We start from the raw sequence: 15,179 nt of genomic DNA, 5'->3' as shown, positions 1-15,179 counted from the left end.
CGTTTCAAGTATGTCGGTAGACGATGCGCTGTCTTCACCACAGGCATTTATTTTTTGTACAAGAAGGGCAATGCGTTGAGAGAGCATTCGCTGCTGCCCCGCAATATTGATAATTTCAGCATCAAGACGCTGACCGTTCAGCAGAGTTCGCATTGTGAATACAGATGCCGTAACAAGACAGGCAATGAGAAGCAGCGCTAGCGTGTACCGTATGCGAATGGACATAAAAATAACGTTTTTCTTAGAGTACCTAAAAGATAATTGATACCAAGCATTTACGCAATTTTCCAAAGGGACTAAATGCTAAGCTTTTTTCAAATTTTGAAAAAGTTGATGAGAAGCCCACTGTATTTAATTGGAGGAAGCAGTGTTGAAAATAGAGGGTAAAACGAATTTAAGATGATGGTAGGGCGAACTTGCTCTCAACGAGAGCAAGTTTAATGGTCTCAAATTTTGCTTATAAAGCGGGCAAAATTTCAAATTGAATTGGTTTATAGCGAAAGTTATTCGATTCGCCCGCAGAGCATGCAGTAAGACCTACAATCATGTCCATTTTTGCTTCAAAAATAGTGTAGTCACCTGCTTTACTCGTAGGCGGTAGCACGGCAATTTTTCCCTCGGGGCTTACATCCACGTTCATAAAGGTATTGAATGTAGTCCCAATATGATGTGCAGGAATGTCGAACTCAGCGAATGCGGCCACTAAGTTGCCATGGCATCCAGGTACGGGGGGGTCACTGGGATAAAAGTGTTTGAAGGTATCCACACTGCAAGGGGTTAAAAGAAAATCGTGTTCTTCCACCGTATCTTCAATGATCTCAAACATCACCTGACTTTCGTTGGAGTAAAGCTTACATCCTGATTTAAAGTGGGTGCTTTCGTTATAATCTAGCGAACGGCCTGACGACATAAACTCATTTTTATCGTGGGCGTTAAAAGCATATAAATCGGCAACTTGTTCCCCTTCAGGGTCAATAACTTTTAGCCGCTCACCTTTATTAATAGTGAATGCTGTGCCGCTTCTTGGTTGAATGGTTTGTCGCATTGCTGCCTCTTTATTTCTCTATTTGAATTAATGTAGATTAGTTTTGATTTGCATGGAAAGGACACTGCCAACGCTTAGGTTGCTGCTTTCCACTGTACTGATATGCTTCTGATTGCTCACCATGATTTTGCAACAAGGTATTTTTTGAACCACAGAAGGCTTCGTCTTGTTGACGAATGTGGTCTCTTAAATCTTCAAATTTTCCTTGTTCGCGAAGTAGTTCGAATTGCTCGTGAAGATTGAACACTAGCGCGGGGCGCTCAAAGCGTCTGCTTTTACGCTTCGCACCGGGGTGGAGTCCAATGATAAAAAATGCTTTGCCGCCCAAACTAAAACTAAAGTTAGGACTATGCGGATTTTCGTCTACTTGGTTATCCCAGCCGTGCATGCAGGTGTCGATGTCATGAAGTTGCTGAAGTTTGCGCCACATCAATTTATCAAAAACAATCTCGCTTAGAATCTCTGGTTGTTCAAAAGTAAGTACCAGCGAAGAATACATATCTTTATCAAGCTCAAAGCGATGAATGAAGTCGTAGATGTCCGTCAAGATGTCGGTATCATTCGTGTCGCATCGAAAATTATCATACTGCTTTACAGTGATTTTACCCTTGTTTAACGCAGTTTTAGCGCCTACACAAGGGTAATCGGCTTGGTTGATAAACGCTGATACTTTTTGCTCTAGATCAGGTTTTAAAATAGACATACTCACTCCTTGATTAGTCTTCCCACGCTTTTTAAGCAGATTGCTTAATCAACGCTGTATCATGCTCTTGTGAAGAAACTTCGTTTTCAGAGGACGTTTTTTCGCGCTTTGGCAATTGCAGAACATGAATACCAGCGGTTTCAAAATCTTCATTAATATAACCGGCTTCTGCGTATGCATTTAGCACATTGATACAAGGGTTAACGCCCCATTTAGCGTGGTAACGCTCGGCGTTTCTGACAAAATCTAGAAGGTGATTAATAGGGCAGCGGTAATTTGGGCGCTCTGGCGCAAAAGTCTGCAATTCGATTTGGTTTAATGAAAAACCCAATGAACGGCAATTGGTAAAAAAGTCTTCGTCGTTTAGTCCGAAGCCGTCGTAACCTTCATCGAAACCGCCGGTTTTCTTAAAATCTGTCTTGCTAATAAAAAACACTGTAGAACAAATGCTATCGTCACTAAACTTTCCATGATCATCTTCCTGTTGTCTTGACGGAATTTCGTTATTATCTTCGTCTGGTAATTCTTGGCTTTTAATTTGGCATAATGTGTCGTGGGGAAGGACCCATTGTGACTCTGGAACGAATGTCACTTTGGTAAATACCACTGAACCTGGACACCATGCATTCAATCCTTTAGCGATAAAGTTTTTATCTACAATGGCATCAACATTTAGGTAAGCTAAAAGGTTACTTTTGGCTTCTTGTAAACCGCGATTTCGTGCTCTAGCAATCGGTAATGCGCCATTAGCCACAAACTTATGCACGATATTAAACTTCTCACTTTTCGCTAGTGAAAGCGTTGAAGGAGAACACATCCAAACGATGACAAGTTCATCGGGAAGTGGGTTACACGACTCAAGCTGTTCTATGAGTCTGCAGAGTTTTTCTGTACGACTTTTTACTATCGTGACAACGCTGACGGGTGAATGCATGTAAACCTCCTAATTTCCCTTTGGTGAGTATTTGATAACCTAACTTCAGTGGTTGTTACCAAACGTCGCACTTACTGTCTTATCTGTAATGCCTACTTGCAGGTAACTTAGCAATTATTAGACCTTAGTCTAATATATTGAAAAGTTTGGAGATTATTTATTTTAGTGTTGCGTGCCAGTGCTTAGGCTTGCAAAGAATTCACTCAGTGTGAATCTATTTCATAGTGTGAGAATGGGGCCAACGCCCCATTTGGGAAAGGGTTTGGTGATCACTGAGAGGGAGTGTTAGCTGCATTAACATTGTTGGTTTTCACAGTGCCTAATTGGTCTATAGTTATCTGGTGTGTAGTTACCTGGTCTGTTTTAACTTCAATCTCAATTTCATCTGGTACTGTTTGTAAATATTCGATGGGCTCACTTCGAACACACAAGGTCTTTAAATTAAAAACTTGGCAGCTGCCTTTATAACGCTGCGTTTTGGCTACAAGGTAACTACATGCCTCGCCCTTAGTTTTTGTTTCGCAGGCTTCAAATGCTTCGTTGTGAATATGACCGCTATGAGCTAAAACTGTCGTCGAGCATGCCATTGCTAGTAAGGTTACCAATGAGAATAAAGGTAATGTACCGGCTAGTGACTTGCCTAATTTTACACGTATAGACGTCATTAATTTACCTCTATACTGCCTTGGGCACCTTGATAGCAGCCTATAAACATATTTTCGGCGGCACTCGCTGCATGGTAATGGTAGCCTCTTGTATCGTCTTCATGGCCTCTACACTCATCAAGATCATAGTCTTCTTCTCCATTGGCATTTAACATGCCGTAGATGCCGAAGCCATCAAGGGCATATCCCATGAGATTGGCATGATCATCAATACTGGTTACCACTTCGCTACAGCCTAATGATGCGTGATAATGATAGCCTTCAGCGGGGTTCACGTGGCCACCACAATCGTCAAACGCTGCAATGGTGTTCGCGGCTAATATTTGAGAGACGGGGGCAGGGCCTGCTATCACTACACCGTTTAATGAAACGCCCAAGTCAGCACCAATAGATTCGGGGTTTGATAGAGGGACTGGCGTGACTGGAATTAAAATGGTTTGTTGCATACCACCGTCATAATAGCTAATTGAGCACTCTACACAGTGATTTTGATATTCTTCGGCTACGTTGGGACGGGCTGCCGCTTCACAGGCTACCTGAGTATCTGTAACGAAAATTTCGCCAGTATCTTCATCGTATAATTCCCAGTCATCGCCATAAAGGGTTTTTACGTCCACAAAGAATTGCCCTTCCAGCTGATATACCTCGCCACTTCCGTCAAACCATATACCGCCTTGGGTGGCATCGTCAGTAATGGTGGACGGGCAGAAAGGTCCTATGTCTGTATTTGCAGGAGCACCGTTGATAACAACCTTGTAGCAATCGGTGGTGGTTCCATCTGTAAGCGTACAAGAGGTAGTGGTAATCGTTTCGGCCAAACCCGCAGCTAGAAAGTAGTCAGGGTTTGGACCAACAATGCTACTGTCTGTGTCGCTATCGCTATCTGAACCAGAGGACGTATCACTATCCTGTGTCGAGGAAGTGCTGTCGGAATTATCGCTATCAGAGCATGCTGATATGCCCAGTAGCACGAGCATGAGTAGTGCGTAGAATGACGTCTTCATATGTGGCCTCAGAACTGTTTTTTAGATTTGAATGTCTATTGAAATACCAATTCCAAGACTATCGCTAAAATGTGCAGTTTCTGTGCAGGTTCGAAGGGGCTTTAATGAAGATGTATCACAGGCTACTGTACTTTGTAGCCAATGCCATATACCGCATGAATAGGGCTGATGTGTTCTGCCGTCGCTAATTTGTGGCGAAGGTTTTTCATATGGCTGTCGATGGTGCGGTTACTTACCACTCTGCCATCTTCATAGCCAAGCTCCATAAGCTGGTCGCGGGAATAGACTACGCCAGGTTTTGTCATCATTGTTTTCAATAACCGGAATTCTACCGGTGTAAGCTCAATAATGTTGCCATCCACAGCACATTCAAACCGAGACATATCCAATTCGATATGGCGGAAAGTGAGCTTTTCTGATGACAACTCAGTTTGGGTTTGTTGCGTGGTTCGCCGCAATACCGCTTGTATCCGTGCTACGACTTCACGTGCTGAAAAAGGTTTACAAACGTAGTCATCAGCACCTGCTTCTAAACCAATAAGTCGGTCTATTTCATCGACTCGGGCGGTCAACATGATAATGGGTACCATAGAAAAACTACGTAGCGATTTGCAAATGGTGAGTCCGTCCACACCGGGCAGCATTCTATCTAAAATAATGGCCGACGGAGCTTCCTTTTTTACCGTATCAACCACGTGTGTGCCTTCATTTAATACGGTAGATGTGAATCCTTCCAAGGCAAGAAATTCAACTAAAATTTGCGCAATTTTATCTTCATCTTCAACAATGAGTACATGTTTGTGCGGTGTCATTAGTTATTATCCGTAGTGAAATATTTGGGCAATTCTGCCGTAATTTTAACGCCGCCGAGCGACGAAACTGACGCGCTAATTTTGCCACCATGGGCCTCAATAATTTGTTTACTAATTGATAAGCCTAGGCCAGCACCTTGTGTTCGACGCCTACGTGAGGCATCTTCTCTAAACAAAGGTTCAAATAATGCCGCTGCATTTTCTTTTGCAATGCTTGGCGCTGAGTCTTGAACAATAATAACGATAAATGAAGGTTGATCTGAAACCACCAACTCCACGGTACCTGGCGCATCAGTATACTCACATGCGTTAACCAGCAGGTTAAGCATAAGCTGTTTCAAGCGTTGGTGGTCGGCGTTAATGGTGATGTTGGGTGGGCAGGAACAAGTGAAGGTAAGCCCTTTTGTATCAAAAATATGCGCAAGGCTTTCGCTTTGTTGCACGATTACTTGGCTCAAATTCACTGACGAGAAATGATAAGAAAGCCCGCCAATATCAGACAGTGATAATTGGTATAAATCTTCAACCAATAAAGACAAGCGTGTGACCTCTTGGTCAAACGAGGCCAGTTGTTTTTGATCAAGTGGTCGAATCCCTGCTTTTATCAATTCAATTTCGCCCGATAAAATGGTGAGAGGCGTACGGAGTTCGTGAGAGATATCAGCTAGCCATTGACTTTTAGTATTTTTGTGCGCTCCAAGGGTATTTCCCAATGTATTTATGTGCCGCATCAGCTCGCCAAATTCATCAGGACGGTTTTCTGGCAAGTTGGTTTTATACTGGTGTGCAGTTAGGCCTTTAACGCTTTGTAATATTGCCTTAAAAGGGCTTAGCATGCGCGGCGTAACGCCTAATGCCAGTATAAGCGAGGCAATAAGCGACAATAGGCCTATAAAGATAATGGCTTGCAGCTGTTGTTCAGAAAAAGCGCGAGCCACATCAGAATCAGGTGTCTTAGGCGGGTAACTGGTAAGCCGACCTATGATCTGGCCGTTAAAGTCGAGTTTCACGCTTACTTCATTTCGTTCGTTTTCGTCTTCATAGGACGCTTGCCCAGATACGACGTCCCCAGACGGATTAGTGAGTAATGTAGGAGGGCCGGCAGATACATCTTCAATTTGATGTCTAGGGGGAGGGAAGCCACCAGGTCGAGGTCGCATTCCAGGGCGTCGATGGGGCATGCCAGTAGGCGCTACACTCTCTATTTGAATGTTGTCCCAACTGTTATTATTGCTGCTGTATTCTGCAATAAGTACGCGACTCAAACTCCTCAGGCGCTCTCGCTCCTGATTTTGAATAAATTCATTAAAGCCTTGCTCGAAGCTCCAACGTGCGAGTGCTAACGAAAGCGACAATGATACACAGGTAAAGCCAACAAGAATAACAAGAAGTTTATGGGATAGTTTCATTGTACTGAGTATATCTATGCTATTGCCATGCTAGCAATTGTTTCTGCTTTTATTCCCTCACTTCTACATGCTTCTTACACAGAATCTGCACATTTAGCGTGTATGCTGGATGTGAATTAGTTAATCTTCTTAGGAAAAGTCATGAAATTGTTAAAGCTTGTATTCGTTGCCACTCTTCTCACTGGAAGTTTAAACACATTTGCTCAACAGGGTCGTCCGAATGGTCCGCCACCTGAAGCTATTGAAGCGTGTGAAAATAAATCTGAGGGAGATACGGTCTCTTTCGAAACCCGCCGCGGTGACAGCGTGGAAGGTACCTGTGAAATGGTTGAGGAGCAACTGGTAGCGGTTCCTGAAAATCTTCGCGAACAGCGCTAATTCCCCGCTCTATTATTCCCATACCCATCCAAAAACGTAAACTGGCAGTGTAAAAATACACCGTCAGTTTCTGCTTTGTTATTACAGAACGCTCTAACAAAAAAATACCGAATATGGCATACTCGTCAATTATTAAGCTATGAATTTTTAGTGCGCCCCGTTATTTGTTTTTTTCACAGCGCATTGGCTTAAAATACTTTATTGGAGGCCTAGTATGCAGTACAGTGACGAGCGCCTTAACGAGCTAATAAACGCCCGAAATTCAGAGGTTCCAGACGTATTTAGCATCCAGTGTGATGGTATTGAACTTTATGTTCACGTTAGCCCTTACGTATGGATCCGCCCTTGGGAAGGACGTGACCATACGGCGTTTTCTGTTGGGCTAGCGCCAGGATGCCCGAATGCATGTCGGTTGTTCGGTAAAATTGATGTGCCTTATTTGCATATTTCGCTAGAGATCCTTAAGCAAGCTGCGGCCAAGCGCGTGACTGAAGTAGGAATATCGTTTTTAACGAAACGAGGTGCAGGGGTGAAAAGCTTTGCCATTCACCCAAGAGGCGGTTTGACATCAGTAGATGAAAGCCGTGCTTATCAAGATGCTTACGTAAATGGCTACCGCTTTGTAGTGCATGTTTATCAGCTACGGAGTGGAGGGCTTGGAAAGCGCTTTGCTGAATGGTTCTTTTTCGGTGAGCCAGACCCGTCTGTAATTTTGGCAAAAATACGTCGTCAGCAAGATAACCTTGCAGACTCAATGCATTTTGAAATATGTCAATTGTCTACGGAACTTCCTAAGTCGGCGTAAATCTTAATTAGTATAATAAACTATGGTTCACTTGTGAGCGTAATTACATCTATATAAAGTGAGTAAAAATCAAGTGGAGAGAGTTGTGAACTCTGAATCGGTAGTTGAACTTCGCAACTATGAAAAAAGCCAGTTAAAACAGGTTAGTGTTATTTCGGGTATTTCACCTAATGCCATGCGAAGGGTATTTGGTGGGTGGATATTATTTGCTGCATTAGTAGGAATAATTGTTTCTGTTGCACCGGATTTAGATAGTCAATTTATTGGTTTAACCCTATTTGTTTTAGTGGCCTTCACAGTCGTAATGTTCTGGCAAAGCCGAATCTCTGAAGGTTGGCCAGCCATTATTTGCGATGATGAATATATCGGTGTGGTAAGAGATCCTGTTCTGCGTGAATATGTGTGTGTTAAAAAAAGCATAATTACCGATGCACAACCTTCATTGATTAAACCCAACAAAAAAGCGGTTGAAATGAGTTTGGATACTAGCGCACTTAGCGAAACCGATACCGCTATTTTGAAACAAGCAGTGTGGCCGCGAGAAGACAAACTTATTGGTCTTGCCCACTTTAAGCGTCGTGAAGAAGCATGCGAAAGCGTAATGTGGTGCGTAAATCACAATACGAAAGCAGTTAGGTCAGTTCCAATACGCCGTGTGCCTACCTAGTTGTAAGCCTTTTCAATATTAAGCCGCTTTATAGCGGCTTTTTACTTTCTGCATTCAGGCTTTTGGCTTTAGCTTCAATCGCGTTAGCAGCGGGTAGTGATCTGAGCCAATATCAGGCAATTTCCTAATGTCTTCCAGCATAAAGTGACTCGAATGAAACACATGGTCCAATGGCCATTTAACTAGCGGGTAGTGGGCGTGAAAAGTATTAAAAAAAGCACGTCCGATTCTTGGGTCAAGCATACCGCTTATTTTCTTAAATTTTCTGGTAGTAGGCGACCATGCTACATCGTTCAAGTCCCCAGCTACTATTATAGGCCCGTCCTTTTTAGCTATTTCATGGCCTACCATAGTGAGTTCGACATCTCTGGGCCTAGCCGTTTTGTTCTCTGTGGGGCTGGGTGGCTTCGGATGAAGAAAGTAAAGTGTCACATCTTGTCCGTCCATATCAATGGTAACAAGCATGGAGGGCACGTCATCTTCTACTAAGTAGTTGAGTTTGGCGGTTTTCAATGGGTATTTACTGTAAAGGTGCATACCATACAAATTTTCCAAAGGGCAATGCTGCTGGTGAGGATGAGTTTCGTTTAACGCAGATAGGGCTATTTCCCAGCGCTTGTTAGATTCAAGAGTAACGACGAAGTCTGGATTGGTGTCACGTACATGCTTTAATAACTTTTCGTAATCTTCATTGGGCATAAAGACATTGCTCGATAGGATACTAATGCTCTCACCCGCATCTTGAGAAGATGCCTTAACCACTTCCTTTTTGTAAAACAAAGTATAAGGCATTATCCAAATAGCTTGGTAAATCGCGCAGGCCATTAAACTAATATAAAGGAATGCGGTAATAAGCGTGTTGAATCCAGAGAGCTCCGATGGATACATAACGCCTCGGGCAATTATTACTATCACCATTAAACCTAGTAATTGAAGCCGTGGAAATTCCCATACCCTCACTAGCCAATGTTTCGACGGTAGTGATGGCGCTAATGTGACAGCAATAAGAAATATCGCCATGGTGTTCAGTAAAATATTCATTGTCGTTCCTGACTAAGTTGTTTTTTGCTTTGCTGTCTTGCTTGCGAACTCTTTAAACAAGACAAACTCGGCTATTGCTCGATTAATAATAAGTATATTGGTTAACGAATATTCAATTTTCGTTCCGGTTGAGCAAGATGTAAGTAAAAAATGCGCATAGGTCGAAAAGTTTGCAGAGATGTTAACAAGTGATAATTAAAGTGAAAGTGAAGTAAATTGTTATAAATCAGTCGGTTGCTGCGTTGGCTCGAGTTTCGCATTAGCTATTGGGAGTTTCAACAAAGGAGAACTGTTATGAAACGTACATTACTTTCTATACTTGTAGCGACCTCGATGACAACTGCAGCTTTTGCTGGTGACATGGAGACAGATAACAAATGGGAAAAAGGCGCTAAGGATGCGTGGATAGACGGCAAAGCCGAAGCAACACTACTATTCAACGGCAACCTTGATTCATTCGATATCAATACAGACGTAAACAACGGTAACGTTGTTCTGACAGGTAAGGTAGATCATTCAGTTGATAAGAAATTAGCAGAAGAGTTAGTTTCAAATATCGACGGTGTTATGTCAGTAGACAACCAGCTTTCTATTATTGAAGAGAAAGACATGGATAAAATGGCAAGCGACATGTCGGATGACGCTGAATCAGAATATGATGAGCAAACGGGCACGCTTACTGATGCCAAAATTGCTACTGTTATTAAAACTCGCCTATTAATGGATAGCGACATCTCTGGTTTCGATATTGATGTAGATGTTGAAGCCGGTAACGTTACACTAACGGGTAACGTAGACTCAGACGCCGAGCGTCAACTTGCTGTCGAAATAGCGAAAAATGCTTCAGATGTAAAAAATGTTGAAGATAATTTGCAAGTTATTACTGAAACAGCCATGAAACACTAAGCAGTTATTAGTAAGATGAAAGGGGCCAATCGGCCCCTTTTTTAATGTCTATCAAACCCTAGAATTCCATAATAACGCGATATATCGAGTAGTAAAGTGACATTTGCGCTTATTTCAACATGCCGTTTTTTCGCAGCAACATGTAGTATTTTCCCATCCAGTTTACAACTTTTGTCTTACAACCTTTGACGAATTTTCTTTCTAACCCTTGATGCGTATACTCTTCGCGGTAATCAGGTAGCGTTAAGAAATTTGGAACACAATGTGCAATACAAGTTGTAATTAAGTGTTTAAGTTACAACGTGCAGTAGTCATTTAGAACCAACGCGTTCTTACATGGATAATAGCAAGTTAGTATAAAAGGAAGTGAATGATGAAAGTATTAAATTGGTTAGTTTCAGGTGTGTTGATTTCACTGCTTATTGTGCTTGCAGGCGTGTTAACAAACAACATGGCTTATGTGGGTAAAGCGAACGCAGATGATTCAGACAAATCCCACCATGCCTCTATCGTAAAAGTAGAACGCATACTTGCTCAGACCGAGTTCGATGTATCTCAGAAGCGAGATTTATTACGTAAAACACGTATTGAGTTTTACCTTGCAGAAGCAAAGCAGGCGGACTTACGTAATTGGACATTTAAGCGTGATGATTTAATCGACCGCGCAAAGAACATTTTAGTCCATCACCAAACACAGTTTACTTCAACAACTACAGAGTTTGCGAGCATCTAAGCTCGCCAACTCTGCTTCATTTAATCTAGTATTAGTAAGTGGTTTAAAGCCCGCGTTGGGTTTCCAGATAAGTAGCAAAGCTGCCAAGCCAGTGACTTCCCATATAATGCATATCGTTTATCACAGCATCGACTCCCGCTACCTTATGTGATTGTGCTGCACTGTTAATTGCTGCAACACGCTTATCGTCTGACGGCAATGCAGAGGCAATACCTTCAAGCATCCATGCACGACTTAAATTTAAACCATCTAGATGCGCAAGTTTACCATCACTTTTATCCACTACAGTGGCTACGTTTATCCATGAACCATCGCCATCAATAGGAATGCTGGGTAAAAAAGCAGACAGCCATTTTGCATAACGCTCGCTTGAATATACTCGGCGCATCAAGTCAGCTTCTGCAACACACGGTGATAAGAAGTCCTGGCCTGATGGTTCGTAAGCTAGCGGGCAATTCACGTCATTGGCATATAACTTTGTGATGGTTTTGGTAAGCAAATTTTCAAATGCAACATCGCCAGCCGTGCGGCTCCAATCTAACATAAGCCCGAATGCAAACGCGGTTTGACTATGTTCGCCCACTCGAATAGGAAATGAAAGCTTAGGGAGCCAATCTGTTACGTTGGCGACGATTTTTTGCTCAAGTGTCAGTAGGGTGGTTAGCCACCGTTTAGCTTCGGGTGAATTCCACTCACGTAATTCACTGGTTAGTTGTAAAAACCAAGCAAGCCCATAGGGACGTTCAAAGCTTGTACCTGTACCCTCACGGTTAAAGTAAGCGACTTCACCAGCGATATTCTCTTCGGTAAAACTGATGTCGAGGTGTTTTATAATGTCCGGGTAGTGAGGCGTTTCTGGATATTGGCTCGCAATGCGGGTTAATAACCAATGCCCATGTACAGATGAGTGCCAATCAAAGCAGCCGTAAAACGCGGGATACAGCTGTTTAGGCGGCTTAACATGTTCGGCCCCTGTCATCATGTGTTTAATGATGTTTGGGTATTCTTTATGAACACAGGCTAATGCGAGTTGGGCGAAGCGGTTTGCTAACGTTAAGTCACTCGATGAGGCCTTTGTGTCGGCAGTGTTCGCCATCAGTGATGGTGAAACTAGGGTGAGAACGAGTATAAGCTTAGGGAGCAAAGTCAATTTCATAAAATAAATGCCAATGTGTTTTTAAGAATGAAAGTGCCAAGTTTTTTTCAAGGGTAAAAATAACTCGGCGGCAAATAATAAGGCTAGTCTTTAAGACGGTTATAAAGGCTTTGGTAATGACGCGATATACGCCTCAACAACGGCTTTGACGAACACTTGGCAAGCCTCTGCCGTGTTAGGGTTATACTCGCCATGATTGGTAATGTTGTTTGATAGAATACGAATGCCAAGAAAAGGTACGCCATAAGCATGGGCAATTTGCGCTGCTGATGCTGATTCCATTTCCTCTACGCTGGTACCTAGGTTTTTGTGAAGCCATGCAATGCGGTCAATTTCGTTATTCCAAAAATTACCGCTGCCGATGGTGCCTTTCACAACGTTTCCACTTTTGTGTTCCTTGCTTAATGACATCGCGAGCTTAAGTAAGGTTTCGTCACCGGCATAAAAGCGAATCTTTTCAGCATCTGACGCACTATCACCTTCACCCGCACTGCCTTCTGACGCCATTAAGTCCATTGGGATCCACGTAAGAGGACGAGAGCCTTCGCCCGCTTCTAGCTTAGGGGTTTTGAAATTACTCGCGTTTACGCTTTTTTCGCCCAATACGATATCACCAACGTTTAGCTTAGGATCGTGCCCACCGGATGTACCCTGATTAATAATGATTCTTGGTTGGTAGCGACTTATACCTATAGCCGTTGCCGCAGCAGTGTTCTCTAAGCCTTTTCCTGTTTTGGCGACCACGATAGGGTGCCCGTTTAACGTCCCCAAATAGAAGGTGGCGTTACCTGAATGTTCAATACGAACGTCGGTTAAAAGTGATGCGAAGTACTCTGCTTCAATTGGCATGGGTCCTTGAATCATGATTGGCGCTAATGGCGTTTCAGAAGCGGCTACTATTACACTTTTCATGGATGATTCAGCCATGCTGTTAAAGCAAAGTAGCGCAAAAAGCGCGGAAAAAAGAGGAGCGGTTATTTTCATTATTATTCCGTTGAAGTAAGCGTGGTAAGTAAAACTACAAGTGAAAGACACCTTTCATTTCTACCAGTTTGGTATGTGAATTACAATGTGTATAGGCAGTAGGTGCCCGTGATACAGAACGTTGAATACGCATAAAAAAGGCAGCCATTGGCTGCCTTTAAAAAGTATTAAGTAGGAGTAACGGTTATTCTACTTCAACAATTTTAAGCGTATTGGTTGCACCAATTTTTTCCATTTCATCACCGTATGTCAAAATGATGTTGTCGCCGCTTTGCACTAAACCTTTGGCTTTAAGTGCTGCAACGACATCATATTTTAATTGACCAGGTTCGCTTTTCGATGAATCGAAATAAACAGGCTTAACACCGCGGAATAAGGCCATAGTGTTTAATGTACCTTCATGGCGAGACATCGCAATGATAGGCAGCGAGGTAGTAATACGCGACATTAACTTAGGCGTGTTACCGCTTTCAGTTAACCCTACAATAGCTTTAACGCTGGGTAGGTGGTTTGCTGCGTATACTGCTGACAACGCAATTGATTCGCTAGTAGATGAGAAAAGCTCATCCATGCGGTGCTTAGAAATTTTAACGCTAGGGTGCGTCTCGGCACCTTCACAAACGCGCGCCATCGCTTGAACAGTTTCAATCGGGAAGCTACCTGCTGCAGTTTCAGCTGAAAGCATAACCGCGTCTGTACCATCTAGTACCGCATTGGCAACGTCCATAACCTCTGCGCGCGTAGGCATAGGGCTATCAATCATCGATTCCATCATTTGCGTTGCTGTAATAACAATTTTGTTAAGCTGGCGTGAACGGGCAATAAGCTTTTTCTGAACACCCACTAGCTCGGCGTCACCAATTTCAACACCTAGGTCACCACGCGCAACCATCACCGCATCTGATGCACTGATAATGTCTGTGATAGCTTCATCAGTGGCTACTGTTTCAGCACGCTCTACTTTAGCGCAGATTTTTGCATAACAGCCTGCTTCTTCAGCTAGCTTTCTTGCGTAATTAAGATCTTCACCACTACGAGGGAATGAAACCGCAAGGTAATCAACGCCAATTTCAGCAGCCGTGATAATGTCTTTCTTATCTTTTTCAGTAAGGGCTTCAGCTGACAAACCACCGCCTTGACGGTTAATGCCTTTATTGTTTGATAATTTGCCACCAACAGTTACTTCTGTTAGTACTTTACGACCTTCTACGCCGGTGACTTTAAGTTGAATACGACCGTCATCAAGTAACAAAATATCGCCAGCACTTACGTCATCAGGTAGTGCTTTATAGTCGATGCCAACTTGCTTGGCATCGCCCGCATCGCGGTCTAGTTCAGCATCAAGTGTAAAGCTATCGCCAATAGACAACTTAACCGCGCCTTCAGCAAAACGAGCAACACGAATTTTTGGCCCTTGCAAATCGCCTAAAATGGCAACGTATTTACCTAAGTTTTTAGCCGCTTCTCTTACGCGTTTCGCACGCTCGATATGATCTTCCGCCTGGCCGTGTGAAAAGTTCATACGAACCGTGTTCGCACCGGCGGCAATTAGTTCTTGAATTTTTTCGAGTGAATCAGTGGCAGGGCCAAGCGTTGCAAGAATTTTCGTTCTTCTGGTCATTAGGAGTCCGTCGCAATTTTTAAGTGATGTAGCACAAGTAGATATATGGCTAGCCTGCGTATTTTGTACAAAGGTTAACCTGTAATCGCTTTACGTAATTTTATTACAGAATAGTAGATGAATCTGACATAAATGTGAATGAAAGATGAAGAAATGGGAACTGAGCCGACCAGTTGCGTCATTCATCTCAATAATAGAGTGTTAATGCCATCCACTGCCTTTTCTGTATTTTAAATAATCAATAGTTAAGCTTGTTTCCACTTAACTAGGGTAGCAGGTATGGCGAAAAAATGTGGTTAATTACCGAAGAGAGTAG

17 protein-coding genes are annotated in these 15,179 nt (G+C 42.9%); 5 read left to right on the top strand and 12 right to left on the bottom strand.

Annotated features, from left to right (window positions below):
* The 8 genes from AAC006_RS13835 to AAC006_RS13800 all read right to left on the bottom strand — a co-directional run.
* Positions 1–225 (bottom strand): type IV pili methyl-accepting chemotaxis transducer N-terminal domain-containing protein (locus AAC006_RS13835; protein ID WP_339891667.1); only part of this gene is annotated, 225 nt, incomplete at its 3' end.
* A gap of 232 nt (positions 226–457) precedes the next feature.
* Positions 458–1,045, bottom strand: a complete 588-nt coding sequence (locus AAC006_RS13830) for an urea carboxylase-associated family protein (protein ID WP_013783624.1) — start codon at positions 1,043–1,045, stop codon at positions 458–460.
* A gap of 37 nt (positions 1,046–1,082) precedes the next feature.
* Entirely contained in the window at positions 1,083–1,748 is a 666-nt protein-coding gene (gntA, locus tag AAC006_RS13825; protein WP_013783625.1) for a guanitoxin biosynthesis heme-dependent pre-guanitoxin N-hydroxylase GntA, read from the bottom strand.
* A 31-nt stretch (positions 1,749–1,779) separates the two neighbouring features.
* A complete protein-coding gene (locus tag AAC006_RS13820) occupies positions 1,780–2,682 on the bottom strand; it encodes a galactosyltransferase-related protein (protein WP_013783626.1) in 903 nt (300 codons plus the stop codon).
* 269 nt (positions 2,683–2,951) lie between these two features.
* Positions 2,952–3,347, bottom strand: coding sequence for a hypothetical protein (locus tag AAC006_RS13815; protein ID WP_126873420.1), 396 nt, complete (start codon positions 3,345–3,347; stop codon positions 2,952–2,954).
* On the bottom strand, positions 3,347–4,351 hold the full coding sequence (locus tag AAC006_RS13810; RefSeq protein WP_126873419.1) for a YHYH protein: 1,005 nt from the start codon (positions 4,349–4,351) through the stop codon (positions 3,347–3,349). Before AAC006_RS13810 ends, AAC006_RS13815 begins: the two co-directional genes overlap by 1 nt.
* 122 nt (positions 4,352–4,473) lie before the next feature.
* Positions 4,474–5,163: a response regulator gene (locus tag AAC006_RS13805; RefSeq protein WP_126873418.1), complete on the bottom strand. Its 690-nt coding sequence runs from the start codon at positions 5,161–5,163 to the stop codon at positions 4,474–4,476.
* The gene (locus AAC006_RS13800; RefSeq protein WP_126873417.1) at positions 5,163–6,572 is read right to left on the bottom strand and encodes an ATP-binding protein; all 1,410 of its coding nucleotides are present in this window, start codon (positions 6,570–6,572) and stop codon (positions 5,163–5,165) included. The genes AAC006_RS13805 and AAC006_RS13800 overlap by 1 nt, the downstream gene beginning before the upstream one ends.
* 141 nt (positions 6,573–6,713) lie before the next feature.
* Here AAC006_RS13800 and AAC006_RS13795 point away from each other — a divergent pair, with 141 nt between their 5' ends.
* From AAC006_RS13795 to AAC006_RS13785, 3 genes are all read left to right on the top strand, one after another.
* Positions 6,714–6,950 carry a hypothetical protein gene (locus tag AAC006_RS13795; RefSeq protein ID WP_013783631.1) on the top strand — a complete coding sequence of 79 codons (237 nt, stop codon included), beginning with the start codon at positions 6,714–6,716 and terminating at the stop codon, positions 6,948–6,950.
* 214 nt (positions 6,951–7,164) lie between these two features.
* Positions 7,165–7,755 (top strand): hypothetical protein, encoded by a 591-nt coding sequence (locus AAC006_RS13790; protein WP_013783632.1) that lies wholly within the window; start codon positions 7,165–7,167, stop codon positions 7,753–7,755.
* 85 nt (positions 7,756–7,840) lie between these two features.
* Complete coding sequence (locus AAC006_RS13785; RefSeq protein ID WP_013783633.1) at positions 7,841–8,422, top strand: hypothetical protein; 582 nt, start codon at positions 7,841–7,843, stop codon at positions 8,420–8,422.
* Positions 8,423–8,476: 54 nt separating this feature from the next.
* Here AAC006_RS13785 and AAC006_RS13780 read toward each other — a convergent pair whose 3' ends face one another.
* Positions 8,477–9,463 (bottom strand): endonuclease/exonuclease/phosphatase family protein, encoded by a 987-nt coding sequence (locus AAC006_RS13780; RefSeq protein WP_126873416.1) that lies wholly within the window; start codon positions 9,461–9,463, stop codon positions 8,477–8,479.
* 294 nt (positions 9,464–9,757) lie between these two features.
* On the opposite strand from AAC006_RS13780, the gene AAC006_RS13775 reads away from it, so the two are divergent.
* Together AAC006_RS13775 and AAC006_RS13770 are read left to right on the top strand one after the other, a co-directional pair.
* Positions 9,758–10,369 (top strand): BON domain-containing protein, encoded by a 612-nt coding sequence (locus tag AAC006_RS13775; protein ID WP_126873415.1) that lies wholly within the window; start codon positions 9,758–9,760, stop codon positions 10,367–10,369.
* A gap of 370 nt (positions 10,370–10,739) precedes the next feature.
* The gene (locus AAC006_RS13770) at positions 10,740–11,102 is read left to right on the top strand and encodes a hypothetical protein (RefSeq protein WP_244360699.1); all 363 of its coding nucleotides are present in this window, start codon (positions 10,740–10,742) and stop codon (positions 11,100–11,102) included.
* Positions 11,103–11,145: 43 nt separating this feature from the next.
* On the opposite strand, the gene AAC006_RS13765 is transcribed toward AAC006_RS13770, so the two are convergent.
* The 3 genes from AAC006_RS13765 to pyk all read right to left on the bottom strand — a co-directional run bounded on the left by AAC006_RS13765 (position 11,146) and on the right by pyk (position 14,863).
* The gene (locus AAC006_RS13765) at positions 11,146–12,198 is read right to left on the bottom strand and encodes a DUF2891 domain-containing protein (RefSeq protein WP_126873425.1); all 1,053 of its coding nucleotides are present in this window, start codon (positions 12,196–12,198) and stop codon (positions 11,146–11,148) included.
* A gap of 159 nt (positions 12,199–12,357) precedes the next feature.
* Positions 12,358–13,242 carry a 5'-methylthioadenosine/S-adenosylhomocysteine nucleosidase gene (locus AAC006_RS13760; protein WP_126873414.1) on the bottom strand — a complete coding sequence of 295 codons (885 nt, stop codon included), beginning with the start codon at positions 13,240–13,242 and terminating at the stop codon, positions 12,358–12,360.
* A gap of 184 nt (positions 13,243–13,426) precedes the next feature.
* Positions 13,427–14,863 (bottom strand): pyruvate kinase, encoded by a 1,437-nt coding sequence (pyk, locus tag AAC006_RS13755; RefSeq protein WP_062087417.1) that lies wholly within the window; start codon positions 14,861–14,863, stop codon positions 13,427–13,429.
* Positions 14,864–15,179 lie beyond the last annotated feature (316 nt).

It is taken from the genome of uncultured Alteromonas sp. (assembly GCF_963976965.1).
Taxonomy (GTDB): Bacteria; Pseudomonadota; Gammaproteobacteria; order Enterobacterales; family Alteromonadaceae; genus Alteromonas; species Alteromonas naphthalenivorans.
Note: the sequence above shows the minus strand (reverse complement) of the source record. Positions and strands in the feature narration are given on the sequence as shown.

Excerpts from the sequence above, each read along its gene's own strand:
- AAC006_RS13790 (WP_013783632.1), top strand. The coding sequence starts at position 7,165 with ATGCAGTACAGTGACGAGCGCCTTAACGAGCTAATAAACGCCCGAAAT.
- AAC006_RS13820 (WP_013783626.1), bottom strand. The coding sequence starts at position 2,682 with ATGCATTCACCCGTCAGCGTTGTCACGATAGTAAAAAGTCGTACAGAA.
- AAC006_RS13775 (WP_126873415.1), top strand. The coding sequence starts at position 9,758 with ATGAAACGTACATTACTTTCTATACTTGTAGCGACCTCGATGACAACT.
- AAC006_RS13770 (WP_244360699.1), top strand. The coding sequence starts at position 10,740 with ATGATGAAAGTATTAAATTGGTTAGTTTCAGGTGTGTTGATTTCACTG.
- AAC006_RS13795 (WP_013783631.1), top strand. The coding sequence starts at position 6,714 with ATGAAATTGTTAAAGCTTGTATTCGTTGCCACTCTTCTCACTGGAAGT.
- AAC006_RS13765 (WP_126873425.1), bottom strand. The coding sequence starts at position 12,198 with ATGGCGAACACTGCCGACACAAAGGCCTCATCGAGTGACTTAACGTTA.
- AAC006_RS13830 (WP_013783624.1), bottom strand. The coding sequence starts at position 1,045 with ATGCGACAAACCATTCAACCAAGAAGCGGCACAGCATTCACTATTAAT.
- AAC006_RS13780 (WP_126873416.1), bottom strand. The coding sequence starts at position 9,463 with ATGAATATTTTACTGAACACCATGGCGATATTTCTTATTGCTGTCACA.
- AAC006_RS13805 (WP_126873418.1), bottom strand. The coding sequence starts at position 5,163 with ATGACACCGCACAAACATGTACTCATTGTTGAAGATGAAGATAAAATT.
- AAC006_RS13810 (WP_126873419.1), bottom strand. The coding sequence starts at position 4,351 with ATGAAGACGTCATTCTACGCACTACTCATGCTCGTGCTACTGGGCATA.
- pyk (WP_062087417.1), bottom strand. The coding sequence starts at position 14,863 with ATGACCAGAAGAACGAAAATTCTTGCAACGCTTGGCCCTGCCACTGAT.
- AAC006_RS13760 (WP_126873414.1), bottom strand. The coding sequence starts at position 13,242 with ATGAAAATAACCGCTCCTCTTTTTTCCGCGCTTTTTGCGCTACTTTGC.
- gntA (WP_013783625.1), bottom strand. The coding sequence starts at position 1,748 with ATGTCTATTTTAAAACCTGATCTAGAGCAAAAAGTATCAGCGTTTATC.
- AAC006_RS13815 (WP_126873420.1), bottom strand. The coding sequence starts at position 3,347 with ATGACGTCTATACGTGTAAAATTAGGCAAGTCACTAGCCGGTACATTA.
- AAC006_RS13800 (WP_126873417.1), bottom strand. The coding sequence starts at position 6,572 with ATGAAACTATCCCATAAACTTCTTGTTATTCTTGTTGGCTTTACCTGT.